This is a genomic window from Flavobacterium tructae (assembly GCF_001853485.1).
GTDB lineage: Bacteria > Bacteroidota > Bacteroidia > Flavobacteriales > Flavobacteriaceae > Flavobacterium > Flavobacterium tructae.
This window is the reverse complement of the sequence record NZ_MIKE01000011.1, coordinates 1094050-1106904: the sequence shown is the minus strand read 5'-3', so window position 1 is coordinate 1106904 and position 12855 is coordinate 1094050. Positions and strand designations below refer to the sequence as shown.

Annotated in this window: 15 protein-coding genes; 3 read left to right on the top strand and 12 right to left on the bottom strand. The window is 32.2% G+C overall.

The window, feature by feature from the left end:
• Nucleotides 1-102 precede the first annotated feature (102 nt).
• The gene (locus BHE19_RS06750) at nucleotides 103-1464 is read left to right on the top strand and encodes a hydroxymethylglutaryl-CoA synthase family protein (RefSeq protein WP_070906591.1); all 1362 of its coding nucleotides are present in this window, start codon (nucleotides 103-105) and stop codon (nucleotides 1462-1464) included.
• A 261-nt stretch (nucleotides 1465-1725) separates the two neighbouring features.
• Here BHE19_RS06750 and BHE19_RS06740 read toward each other — a convergent pair whose 3' ends face one another.
• The 7 genes from BHE19_RS06740 to BHE19_RS06710 form a co-directional block, all read right to left on the bottom strand.
• Nucleotides 1726-3081, bottom strand: coding sequence for a hypothetical protein (locus tag BHE19_RS06740; RefSeq protein ID WP_070906438.1), 1356 nt, complete (start codon nucleotides 3079-3081; stop codon nucleotides 1726-1728).
• Entirely contained in the window at nucleotides 3078-4337 is a 1260-nt protein-coding gene (locus BHE19_RS06735) for an MFS transporter (protein ID WP_123923402.1), read from the bottom strand. The genes BHE19_RS06740 and BHE19_RS06735 overlap by 4 nt, the downstream gene beginning before the upstream one ends.
• 127 nt (nucleotides 4338-4464) lie before the next feature.
• The gene (locus BHE19_RS06730) at nucleotides 4465-4644 is read right to left on the bottom strand and encodes a hypothetical protein (protein WP_017497703.1); all 180 of its coding nucleotides are present in this window, start codon (nucleotides 4642-4644) and stop codon (nucleotides 4465-4467) included.
• A 77-nt stretch (nucleotides 4645-4721) separates the two neighbouring features.
• On the bottom strand, nucleotides 4722-5093 hold the full coding sequence (locus BHE19_RS06725; protein WP_070906436.1) for a hypothetical protein: 372 nt from the start codon (nucleotides 5091-5093) through the stop codon (nucleotides 4722-4724).
• A gap of 15 nt (nucleotides 5094-5108) precedes the next feature.
• Nucleotides 5109-5558: a GNAT family N-acetyltransferase gene (locus BHE19_RS06720; RefSeq protein ID WP_070906435.1), complete on the bottom strand. Its 450-nt coding sequence runs from the start codon at nucleotides 5556-5558 to the stop codon at nucleotides 5109-5111.
• 76 nt (nucleotides 5559-5634) lie between these two features.
• Nucleotides 5635-6195, bottom strand: coding sequence for a hypothetical protein (locus tag BHE19_RS06715; RefSeq protein ID WP_070906434.1), 561 nt, complete (start codon nucleotides 6193-6195; stop codon nucleotides 5635-5637).
• Between the two features lie 102 nt (nucleotides 6196-6297).
• On the bottom strand, nucleotides 6298-7038 hold the full coding sequence (locus tag BHE19_RS06710) for a LytTR family DNA-binding domain-containing protein (protein WP_070906433.1): 741 nt from the start codon (nucleotides 7036-7038) through the stop codon (nucleotides 6298-6300).
• Nucleotides 7039-7222: 184 nt separating this feature from the next.
• On the opposite strand from BHE19_RS06710, the gene BHE19_RS06705 reads away from it, so the two are divergent.
• Nucleotides 7223-7405, top strand: a complete 183-nt coding sequence (locus BHE19_RS06705) for a bacteriocin-like protein (protein ID WP_070906432.1) — start codon at nucleotides 7223-7225, stop codon at nucleotides 7403-7405.
• 82 nt (nucleotides 7406-7487) lie between these two features.
• On the opposite strand, the gene BHE19_RS06700 is transcribed toward BHE19_RS06705, so the two are convergent.
• From BHE19_RS06700 to BHE19_RS06685, 4 genes are read right to left on the bottom strand one after another with little or no spacing between them, the layout of a single operon-like run.
• On the bottom strand, nucleotides 7488-7925 hold the full coding sequence (locus BHE19_RS06700) for a GNAT family N-acetyltransferase (protein WP_070906431.1): 438 nt from the start codon (nucleotides 7923-7925) through the stop codon (nucleotides 7488-7490).
• 6 nt (nucleotides 7926-7931) lie between these two features.
• A complete protein-coding gene (locus tag BHE19_RS06695) occupies nucleotides 7932-8543 on the bottom strand; it encodes a hypothetical protein (protein WP_070906430.1) in 612 nt (203 codons plus the stop codon).
• Between the two features lie 43 nt (nucleotides 8544-8586).
• On the bottom strand, nucleotides 8587-8964 hold the full coding sequence (locus BHE19_RS06690) for a nuclear transport factor 2-like protein (RefSeq protein ID WP_070906429.1): 378 nt from the start codon (nucleotides 8962-8964) through the stop codon (nucleotides 8587-8589).
• Between the two features lie 30 nt (nucleotides 8965-8994).
• Complete coding sequence (locus tag BHE19_RS06685) at nucleotides 8995-10350, bottom strand: polymer-forming cytoskeletal protein (protein WP_070906428.1); 1356 nt, start codon at nucleotides 10348-10350, stop codon at nucleotides 8995-8997.
• Nucleotides 10351-10653: 303 nt separating this feature from the next.
• Between BHE19_RS06685 and BHE19_RS06680 the strand changes: the two genes are divergently transcribed.
• Complete coding sequence (locus tag BHE19_RS06680; RefSeq protein WP_070906427.1) at nucleotides 10654-11055, top strand: helix-turn-helix domain-containing protein; 402 nt, start codon at nucleotides 10654-10656, stop codon at nucleotides 11053-11055.
• A 265-nt stretch (nucleotides 11056-11320) separates the two neighbouring features.
• Here the strand turns inward: BHE19_RS06680 and BHE19_RS06675 are convergent, their stop codons facing one another.
• Complete coding sequence (locus tag BHE19_RS06675; protein ID WP_070906426.1) at nucleotides 11321-12358, bottom strand: TMF family protein; 1038 nt, start codon at nucleotides 12356-12358, stop codon at nucleotides 11321-11323.
• Nucleotides 12359-12855: the final 497 nt, after the last annotated feature.

Genomic DNA, 12855 nt, shown 5'->3' with positions numbered 1-12855 from the left:
TCTGTTTTCCTCAAAAGTAAAGCGAGCCCGAATTTTATTGAATGAAAACAAGGGAATTTTAAGAGCATAATTTTACCTTTATCGGCTTCAAAAAAAATGACAATGAAAACAGGAATTGACGCTATTTCTTTTGATGTAGCCAACATACATTTACCTATAAAAACTTTGGCGACTGCCAGAAATATTGAACCCGAAAAATTAGAAAAAGGCCTTGGACTAATTAAAATGACTTTACCCGATGTTCATCAGGATCCGGTAGTTTTTGGAGCCAATGCTTTAACGAAACTTATTCTGGATCACAATATCAACCTAAACGAAATTAGCAGGATCTATGTTGGAACAGAAAGCAGTATCGACAGCTCTAAACCGATCAGTTCTTTTTTAATTAGTTTGATGGAGCAAAAATTTAGAGAAAATACTTTGGCGGAATGTGATGTAGTCGATTTTACTTTTGCCTGTATTGGCGGTGTCGACGCTTTGCAAAATTGTATTGACTTCGTAAAATTGAATCCGGCCAAAAAAGCAATTGTCGTAACAACTGATTTTGCCAAATACGATTTAAACTCTACCGGAGAATATACCCAGGGTGCCGGAGCAGTTGCAATGTTAGTGACTTCTAACCCCAGAATTATCGCTTTTGACGAAAACTGGGCAACCAGCACAAAAGGAGTTTTTGACTTCTTTAAACCGTACCGAACCCTCTCTAAAGAAGAAATCACCAAAAACACCAACAACGATCTTTGGTTTGATAATTTAGAAGCCGAAATAGAAATCCATAAAGACCAACCGGTTTTCGACGGCCAGTACTCCAACCAATGTTATATGGATCGTACCCGTAATGCTTATTTCTCCTTCAAGAAACTAAAAAATACTACAGAAACTTTATACAATTCCTGGAACAGCATCATCATGCACCTTCCCTATTCTTTTCAGGGACGACGTATGTTATCTGAAATTTACGCTTTAGACAGTGCCGAAAAAATCATTTCAGAAAACATTGAGTCTGCAGATTATCAGCTTAAAATTAAGGAAGTTGCAAAATCTGAAGAATATAGAAATTTTGTCACCGAGAAATTACAACCTGCTGAATTGGCTTCGTCTTTAATTGGTAATCTTTATACGGGTTCTATTTTCATGGGATTGTTATCGACTTTGGCTCATTTTTATGACACCAATAAAGAAATCGCCGGAACTCAATTTGGATTCTTAGCTTACGGAAGCGGATCGAAATCGAAAGTTTTTGAAGGTACAATCCAGCCGGAATGGAAAGCTGCACTGGCAAACGTGAAGCTTTTTGAAAATCTGGAAGAAAGTGTAGAAATTGATTTCAATATTTACGAAAGCCTTCACAAAAAAGAACAAAAACAAAGCGTCAGAACTCCAAAAAACGAATGGACTCTAGACCGAATCGAAAAAGAGATCCCAAATTTGATTGGGGCGAGATATTATAAGTGGGTTGATTAATTTTTTAAATTCTAATAAAGAAATTCCAAACTCCAATAAAAAAACCGAAACTTTTGCTTCGGTTTTTTGGTTTTATACAGATAGTTTCTCATTTCGACGAGGGAGAAATCTTCGCAAATAGCTGCGATTAGAATGTTACCAATCTTTGTAGAATTACTCGCGAAGATTTCTCCTTTCGGTCGAAATGACAAGATTGCGCTAAAAACTTTGTCAAAAGCTACAGAAACCTTTTTAACTACGTGGAGCAGTCTTTTATAAAAATCATTGAGAATCAAAAACTTGATAATGCTGTTTAACATCTTTCAATATTGCATAAACGACATCCATGTTTCCTTCCTGACTTCTTCTTGCCCAAAAGCTGTAAATCCAAACTGCTGTCGCTTTATTTTTGTAGTCAGTTTTTGTATTTTGCTTAGAATTTCTAGTAATCAAACCCCACGTTTTTTTTGAAACAAAAGGGCTGATTTCATTAAAATGATGATTTGGAAACTCTTTTTCAGCACCATAAATCATTGTTTTATAAATCATATCTATTACTTCAATTTCACCCTTATTTTCATTTTCAGCACGAGAAATATCATCTCTGCTCGAGATCAAGACCTCTATAAGTAAATCTAGATTTGAATCGTTGTATATATTTCTTGATAAGAGCGCAAACAAAATCGGTCTATAACTTTCATATGCATCTCTAAGTTCATCAGGATTCTCTCTTAACTTATCCGTGAGAAGCTTAGTTTCATATACATATTCATCAATATGTAACCCAATTTTAGTTTCATTTCTATAACCTGTTAAAGACTGATTTTTCCTTAAATACAAAAAATCTCTGAAGAAAAATTTTATCTCGTTACTTATTCTAGAATCGCTATATTCTTCATCATATCGATTCCTCAAAAATCCAGTAGATTTTACATTAGAGGTATTCATATCTATAAAACCATAATAATCCTCTACATATTTCACTCCATTTCCAATTACTTCAGTTTCCTCTACAGTACTGCTATCAACTAAAGCCAGTCTTTCATCTACTAACGGCATTACTTTTATAGCGTCAAACATTACATTTAAATAGCATTCCGGAGTAGCCATGCTTCCAACCCCAATAAAGAAAGCTCCTCCAAAAAGAATTAGCGAAAGAAAAACCATTAAAGAACTAAGCATTTTACTTACTTCATTAACCTTTTCTTTTACCTTAAAAAAAAGACCAATAATTAAGCTTACTACCATTAAAAGAACTACGAAAATACAGAGCTTTAAAATAAAAACTTTATACTCTTCTGCTGCACTTCTGAAACTTAAAGCAATACAAATGAGAGAAGTTAAAAACATAAAACTCGCAAAAATTACATAGGTAAAAAAAGAAATGGTCCAAAATTTATCTTCACCTTCTTTTTCAGAATGATTTTTTGATAAGTCCGAATAAATAACTGTTATTACTAATCGCTGTACTAGAATAGAAACTCCCAATAAAATAAGAGGAAAAAAGCCAATTAAGAATAATGGAATTTTTGTAATTATAGGAAAAAACTCCCCATACTCTACCTTAGAAAAGGTAAAACCTAATGCGATAAGTACAAAAAACTGAACGATTAAAATTATTTTATAAGATTTTATCATTCTTCAGAATTTTCATAATGTTCTTTTATTTCTTTTAAAATCAAGGCTACTTCTTTTAAATTCCCTTCATTATTTCTTCTGACCCAAAAACCATAGAACCACATCAAATCTGCTTTAGTATAATCATCTTGATCTGCAGAAGTTTTTAAATCTTTAATCTTTTGAATGGTTTCCTGAGAAAAATAGCTTTCAAATTTTAAAAAATATTCTTCTTGATACGGACCATTTTTTTGCTCAGTTCCCATAACTCGATATATTTCAATCAATTTATCTTTTTGACTTCCAATATCCTCATAGGCTAATAATAATCCATTTACTATTTTATCAAAATTAGCTTCTTGATAAGTTTCATCCGATACAGCACTATAAAATACTCGTTTATACATTTCAAATTCAGAATAAAGCTTATCTGGCTTATTTCTTAAACTATCAATGAATTGTACGAGATAATAATTTTCATTTTCTGCAATATGATTTTGCATACTATAATCTATCGATTGTCTAACACCAAAAAAATTATGCTCTCCTTTTGTTCCGCCCCAATTCTCAATTAAAGAAATCCATGAATCATACAACAAAACTGCAGTGTCTTCGCTTTCGTCGTCACCTTCGTCGCTCTCGCCATAATCTTCATAAACTTCTTCTTGATTTCCTGTTTGTTTTTGTCCTTTAGCAATAAAATGTCTTTCTGAATTTTCTATAAATACTGAAACAAATGCCAATTCAAAAACACTCGAAACGGTTAGAATTAAGAAACTAAATACCAAAATAGCCGTAGCTAATGATTTATTTGTTTTCCAATAAATACCAGCCGCTAATAAAAAAGAGGCAACAACCAAACTAATTACAATAACAAGCAGGAATCTAGAAAATATAATTGCATAAAAATGAACCGGCTGATCTATAATTAAAGCATCCTTTTGAAAAACCAATACTGAAAATATACCAATGACCAACAATAAAAAAACGTTGCAATAGAAAGCAAATTTCCAAAAGTTCTGTTTACGCTTTCTTTTTACAATTTCTTCATCATCTTCTGGAGTTTTTGGAAACAAAGTAAAAAGGGCAACGATACAGCAGACAGCAAAAGAAATTAAAGGCAGCAATTCACCATAATTAAACTCATAAGGATGAATTTCTCTAATTCTGATTACTTTTTGACTTTTCGGATTAGAGAGTATAAAAATACCTAATAAAAAAACGGGGATAAACTGAAGTAATAATACGTTTTTAAAAAACTTGGTCTTTTTATTCATAAACGGAGTTAAAAATTGTGTAGGAATTTGCCCAAAACTATTAAAAAAATTAACATTTACCGTGTGTTTTTTTATTTTTTTCCAAGAAAACACACGGTATTTTAAGTTAAAAATAAAAAGTCAACAATCAATCCTTCTTATGCTGTTCCGTATAATTCTGATTGCCTTTTAGTTGAGAATCTTCGCTATGCATTCCGTTTGCCATTCCGAGCATGAAAGCGGTCATTATTAAAATTAGTTTTCTCTTTACCCCATAAAGAAGTGGTCGCTTAGATGGCTCTAAACGTGTTTTATTAGGTTTATACATTTGGTAAATAATAAATGATTAGACATTTTGAGTCGTTTAACGCCTTAATCAGCATAAAAACTCAGAAAATAAATTCCTTAAATAATGTCTAAACTTCCTCTGAAGTTGCCCGAAGCCATCATTTCATTTACAAAAACAGACTGCTTTATAAACGAACTTACTTTTTGAAAAAGAAATAGTTGAAGATTGAGAGCTCCTCTAATTTGAAGACTAAAAACATCTCTTAAATCGAGATACTTTAAAACAACCGAAAACTGCGTCCTTACCCGTGAAGCAGATGGAATAAATTTATATAAACGAGAATTAGAAAAATCTAACTCAGCTCTCAGAATTACAAACGAAGATTGATAATAATCTGCCGATTTTGAGGGAGAAACTAAAACACCATCATTCACAATCACGACAAAAGCCAGAAAGAGCGAAAGCAGGTATTTTGTATAGTTTTTCAATTTTAATTTGATTTATTATAATTTCATTTTCATAATGGGCATAAACCTGTCTTTTATCGAAGTTTCGAATGCTCCGATTTTTACAAACCCCATTTTTAAGTAGAAACCTTCAGCATTTGGTTCTGAATCGAGTTGAATGGTTTGAATTTCAACCTCTTTCATTCGATTTAAAAAATCGAGAAACAGGTATTTTCCAAAACCTTTCCCTATATATTCAGGCAAGATAAATAAATTATCCATTTTTACATTCTTTTCATCTTCAAAAAGATAAGAATAATAACCAATTATTACCTTATCCTTTACCAATTTGAACACATCATGCTCTTTTATATAATCTGGAGAAATAGTAAGATTCACCTCCCACTTTTGAATTTGTTCTGCCGAATATCCCCAATAAGCTTTTGACTTTTTGGTTATTTGTGTTAGAATTTCGCTATCGGTTGTATTTGCTTTTTCTATCCTCATTTTTATACAAGATGAAAGCGAAGATATGAATTAAAACAGAAGTTCTAATCTACCAGAAGACTCTTTCCCAATTGTCTTATACTCCATTTGTTTCTGGATTTTCTTTTCTATAAAGAAGCAAACCTAATCCTAACAGAAAAACAATACAACTCAACAACATACAAACGCCATTTTTTAAAACGAAAAATGAAAAACCAACTGTAGGTGCAGCAAGAACAACCATTAAAACAAAGATCAAATGAGTTCTTATAAAATTTAAAGAGTGAATCGCCAAACCTATAAAAAGCAACGAAGGTCCAATAATAATAAACGGATATAAAACCAAAGGTGTATTACTAATATGGGTACTTAATACTTCTCTGGCGGCATCGTTATCCCCAAAACTAGACATTATAAAATCAATCGTACATAGGCCAATGTGTGCAATAACTCCCAACGTTGTTATAAAAGAGGCTGCAGTATTCAACTTGTTTCTAGGAAACACCTTATTGAATGAGACTAAAAAACAAGCTCCGATAAGATTGAACCAATGTGCAAAATCGATTGGACTTTGAATGTCTGGCAAAACTTTAGAAAATAGTACATAACTACTCCCGAAAAAGAGCAGTCCAATGAGGCAAAAATGTTTTGTTTTCATAATTTATTGTAAAAATTGAGAAAACAAAACTAAAACGAAAAACCAGCTTAAACACCTATTTTACTGACTTAGGTACAAAACATAGCGTTTTAGGTACGAAATTTACAAGGCTAATAAATTTCCTTTAAAACTCTTAGAAACCGGAAGTTCAATTTGGGTTAGTACAATCGTATTTTGATCGCTCCAGGATTTAAAATGCAATGGATTTATTAAATGCGAACGATGAATTTGAAGCAAAAAATCAAAATCTTCCTGCACTTTTTTGAGTGAAGAACGAATCAATTTTGCCCGAAGCTGATTGTTTTCCAAATAAAAAATCTCTACATAATTCTGAGCATTTGAAATACAAACCAAATCTGCTTTTTTGATTTTTAAAACATCTAATTTGTTTTCTCCTTTAATAACCAAAAAATCCTCTTTTATCGGAATCAGTTTAAGCAAATAACGTCTTACCAAAACAATTACAGGAGTTAAAATCAGGGCGACTTTGATAAAAATAATCGAGAAAAATGCTGTAAAAGTATATCCTCCGTTCAAAATTGGACTTTTATAATAGGTGTAAGTTCCAAAAAGATAAATCAAATAAAAGAAAACTATACTTGCGATTTCTAAACTAACGCTCCATTTGGATATCTTCTTGTAAATACTCTTTTGAACAAATCCAACAATTGAATAACATAAAAATGCCAAAACACTAAAACCTAAACTAATTAAAAGCCATGATTTAAAATTTATCGTTCCGTCGTCAAATGGTCTGATGATGAAAGCAAAAACAAACAGCCAAACACTAATTAGTGCGCCAACTATCAAATGATGTTTTATGGACGTATTTAATTGCTGCATTTTTTCTTTAGGCAAATTATTAATTTACAATATTAAACTTTTACCCAACTTTCATCAAATAAAAATCACTCCGAATCGAAAACTTCCCTTTGTAAGTATTTATTTAAAAATAATTCATATTTTTATCAAAGTGGTATCCGAAAAACTTATAGAGTAGGAAAATCAAAAAAACAAAAAACCATTTATGAAAAACTTCCAAAAATTAACCAAAGAAGAATTAAAATCCATTAATGCCGGTACCGGAAAATGTATAGCATATCCTTTATGCAACGGTGAACAAGTTACTCCTATCGGACAAAACTCATGTGGCTGGTATTTATATAAAACAGTATCAAACAGCACTTGTATGGAATACGGACTATCCTAACAACATACTCCTCAATTTATTAAAACTGCTATCAACAAAATAGCAGTTTTTTTATACTCAGTCTTTTTCATCGCCAAAATGCTTACTTATAAATCGTAAACTTATTGTGCGTTAAACCAAAACCAAGATTTTCGTAAATCAACACGTTTTCAACCCGTCTTTTATTGGTCGTAACTTCAATACTTTTCAAATTATTCCGATCGGCATATTGCAAAATCTCATTTATTAGTTGCCTTCCAATGCCTTTTCCGCGATAATTTTGATGAATAAAAAACTCTTGAATTTCACCTACCAAACCGCAATGATGCAAAAGATTTTGGGTGTGAAAGCTAATAAATCCTAAACCTTCATTTTCGTTTTCAGCAATTAGATAGACATTTCTAGGATTTGAAATGTTTTCATTGAATATTTCCTTAAAAATTTCAAAATCTAAAACTTCATTTTCGAGTTCGTTTATCGCTTGGTAAACAAAATCTAAATCCTGTTTTTCTACTTTTCTGATTTTAGTATTTGATTTCATCGTCTTCTATAAATTACCGTAAACCACAATATATTCAGCATAAACTAATTTATCGTTTAACCAATTTATTGTTTCCAATAAAAAAGCATTCTCCTTTTCATTTTCATTTTCTATAAGTTTTATTTTTTCAACAATCAATCTGATCGTTTTATGATCAAAAAAATTATGACCAGTTTTATCAAACTCATCTTCAATTATATCATTCCACGGATTTCGCAAGGGGAAAACAGATTGAAACTCTTTCAAAAAAAGATCAAAATCTTCTGTTGGAATAAAAGCATCATTTCGCTTAACAGTTTTATAGAATTCACCTTTTCCATTTTCGGGCCATAAAACAAAGCCTATTTTAGAATCTGTTGCTTTTCCTGTTGTTATGATAATTGGTTTTTGATTAATTCTTTCGACTGTTTTTACAACATCGTAATTACATAACTCATAATTCTCTTTTGCAACATCATAATCACACTCTGTTTTTATACTGATTGTCTTGACATTATCATTATGAAATTCTCGCTCACATAATTCAATGTCATCATTATTTTTTTTAAGAAGTCTAATCGCCTGGTTTAATGGAATTGAAATTTCATTTCTTAGTATTTTTAGTTTTTCATTGTCCATAATATAAATCTAATCTCTTGAATTCTTTTCTCCAGTTTTAGAATTAGCTAATATCTCTCAATTTTAGAATTTTATTATCTAAAAATTCAAAAACAGATTTCCCCTTCAAGTTTAATTCTTCTCCCGCTTTCATTCCGTTAGGAAAATCTATCGCCAAAACAGCATGGTAATCAATTTCAATCTCTGTTTTAGACTCAAAATGATTCAATACAGTAATTACTTGTGATCTGGCGGAAAAGTAGGCTTTCGCATTTTCGGCTTGTTCTTTAAATTCATTTAGTCCGTTTAAAGTCATATTTACTTCACCGTTCTGAATGTTTTCGAAAACAATATCCCGACTAAAATCAGTTGTCATTTTATCAATATCAAATTGATTGTAACCTTCAACGTAATTCTTAATTATTCTTTCTCTATCAATCATAATCTGTGTTATTTTATACTTAAAGCTTGATTAAAAAAACTGATTCAACCCAAGACGCTCGAATTTAACCTTATATTTTTGAACATAGTTATCCCATTCCGGTTTATTTTCTTCGTTATCGTAAATAGAAGCCGCATAATCAACAACTTCTTTACTAAAGTGATTCCCAAAAATAGTGTCAAGATGCTGTATTCCGGAATCGATGACACTTTTTAAAATGGCTAATTTATCCTTTCCGTTTTCTTTGCAAATCTTGTCGAGCCACAATCCTTTACCAATTTTCGCATATGCGGAGAGCAAACTATCGGTGATAAATTCCGCAGGAACATCATTGATATTGGGTTCGTGTTTACCCTTTTTAAAAGTCGTAATAATTAATTCTTCCGAATAAAAACGCTCCGGAATCAATGAAACCAATGTTCCGCTTTGAGCCGCTTTCCAGCAAAGTTCTTCGGTTATAAATGGATCAGGAATTACCTGAAGCGCAAAACCATCTTTACTTACTAATTTCTCGCAAATTTCAGGCGTAATAAAATCTTCTTCCACAAACGGTAACGCATGATGGGTCATATTTAATGCCATCTCACACAATGCTGCTGTTTTAAACTGGAGCGAAACTATTTTTAAATCTCTGTAATTTGACAAAACTCTCTTTTTCCAGTATTCCTGGTTTTTCGGCAACGGATTACTTTCTTTTAAAACCAACTCACCCTCCTCCAACTCTCTTTTCAGTTCTTCAAAAGTGGTTATTAGAGGATTATTAAGGTGTTTTCGCAATTCGGCTGAAATAACTTCTTCGTCAGTTTCCTCATCATATTCCGATTCATTTTCAGGATCCATGTCGTCTGTTTTATCATTATAATAAAACAAGTCATTTTTACGATCCGCAACTGTGGTATAATGATCTTCGACTATAAAAACCGGAGCTTCAATACAGCCTGAACATTTAAAATTACCATGATTATAAGAAGTCATCACTACTTCTTTGGCTGTAACATTGCCTTCAATTTCGACATACGAACCTCCCAATAACATGCTTTGACAACTTACATCTCCTTTAATAAGAACATAAGGTCCGTAATCGCCTTCAGCATTTATAATCGTTCCGTTTACAGAAAGATTTCCATTTATTAAGACTCCTTCAATTCTAAGATCTTCCATTTCTTTTAAGGGAAGATTTAATACCCCGGCAAGCCATTTTTTCTCTCTATTCTCATAAAGATCGAAATAAAAGTGGCCTTCAAAATTTACACTTTCGGATGCAACCAAAAAGAAATCCTCCTCTTCCCATTCCTCAAAATAATCGAAACCTTCTCGATCGGTTAAAAATGGATATTGCGATTTGACTTCTTTGATTGTTATTAATTTGAAACCTGGGTGATGCATTTTATACTTTATTGGGCTATTATTTACACTCGATTATACAATATTACGCAATATTGTCCTTTCGACGAAGGAGAAATCACACACGTTGATCGGCAAAGATTGGCGACCTTGATTGCGGAATTTCTAATGTGATCTCTCCTGCGTCGAGATGACAAGGATCGCATTTCTTCATAATCAAAAAACAGTAAGAAAAGTTATATATTTACAACATTGGAAAACAATTTACAAAATGTATCTCACAAGTGAATACTTGTTTTCGACCAAAACCAAAAAATGTAAAAGAATTTTAAATATCTTTGAATTATGAGCACAGCACCAAAACCCAGACATATCGGCCGAAACATAAGCCGAATTAGAGAATTGAGAGATATGAAACAGGAAGCTCTTGCGCAAGCAATTGGCACCACTCAGCAATCGATCTCTATTATTGAAGGAAGCGAAAGTGTTGACGACGAAAAACTAAAAAAAATCGCTGAAGCTTTAGGTGTGCCTGCCGAAGTAATTAAGAATTTTACAGAAGAAGCTGTTTTTAATATTATTGGGAACACTTATCATAATGATGCTTCTTCTATAAAAAACAACAATTGCACCTTTAATCCGCTTGATAAACTCATTGAATCTTACGAAGAGAATAAAAAACTTTACGAAAGATTAGTTGAAGCGGAAAGGGAGAAAGTGGTTCTTTTGGAAAAACTGTTGAAATAGAAACTTATTCATAAATGAAAAAACCGAAGCTGGATTAGCTTCGGTTTTTTTGTGTAAAAAAGTTACTCTATTCAACGAAGAAAAATCTGCAAAATCTATGAAATCTGCGTGAAATAATAATTGCCAATCTTTGTCGAGTTTCGGGTGTGACTCTTCGTTTCTCAGAATGACAAGATTGCACTTAATTGCCTCTTTGTGACTTTGCGAGAAAAAACTACTGTGCTTTGCGTAAACCTTAGCGTACTTTGCGGTTAAATCAAAATATTTATTTTCTTGATGATTCCAGTCTCTTTATTTTTTGTTTCATTAACTTCAATTCTTTCTCCTGTTTTTCACTTTTCTTATTTTGAATTTCAAGTTTTTTGTTCTGTTCGATGGTATACAAAGTAAGTTCTTCGATTTTCTGTAGTAATTTCATTTGAAATTCTTTCATTTCAAGTCCGTTTGCAATCATCTCTTTTTCAGATGCAATTTCCGGAAGATGTTTATTTCGAGTTACAAACTCTTCCAACTTATTCAAATCCATTAATTTGTAATCATCTTCAAAAACAAAATCACAACCTCCCGATAAATCAACTTTTACCTCTTGTGCTCTAATTGTACCGCAAACATCTAATTTGTAAAGTGGAGATACTGTCCCAATTCCAACATTTCCTCCTAAAGTAATAACCATTCTATCAAAATTAGTATAATCTGAACCATTCCAATCTGTGGTATGAAAACGAATGTCTCCATATAAACTACTCCCCGCAGGATTAGGATTTACAGAATAAATCCCTGAACCTCCTCTTCCAAAACTTAATCCTCCTTTATAGGTAAATTGCCCTCCTACACCCCAATTCATTGTTCCTGAAATTTTTTCACTAATAACCAATGTTGGTTCTTTACCATTAGGAAGAAAACCATTAACCGTTTTCCCGGGATAAGAAGCAAAATCACTATAAACTGCAGAATTACCTCGTACTTCAAACTTTGCGCTGGGAGTATCAATCCCAATACCAACCTTTCCATCGTTAGGTTGTATCACTGTACCACTCTTAGGATTTTCATACCCACCATCGATAACAATACCTGTTCGAAAGGCTAATTTTAGTTGTTGATAATTTGGTGCATCCCATGTACCACTTGTTCTATATATACCATAACGCAAAGCATCTGGCTTGAACCAGGTAATTCCATCAGGGACATTACGTCCATCATTAACATCGTTAAAGTTTATAGAATTATGCAATTCATAAGTTTGTGCAGTAAGAAACTGAAACAAAGTCAGCGTAAAAAAAGTAAATAAGCCTTTAATTTTCATATAAATATTCATTTGTTAAAACAGTTCGTCAATTATAAATCTACATTTTAATAATTGAATGAATCTGCCTACATTATTAATTTTTTGGCTAAAATAGTATTTCAATTTGTACATTTCGATAAATTCAAAAAAAGTTAATCCATAAAATTATTTGAAACAAAACCGTCAATCTTTGTCGAGTTCCGTGTGTGATTCTTCGTTCCTCAGAATGACAAGATTGTGGTTAAGGCTAACCGTAAAAAGAAAAAAAACTGCAAAATCTGCAGAATCTGCGTGAAACAAAATCGCCAATCTTTGTCGAGTTCCGTGTGTGATTCTTCGTTCCTCAGTATGACAAGATTGTGGTTACTTTTCGGCTTTGTGAGAAAAAAACCAGCGTGCTTTGCGCAAACCGTAGCGCCCTTTGCGGTTATCCTTCAACTTCCCTCAGTAGAACACAAAACAAATAATAAAACTTTAAGAAATCAATTTCATGCTGTTTGCTGAAAAAACGTAAT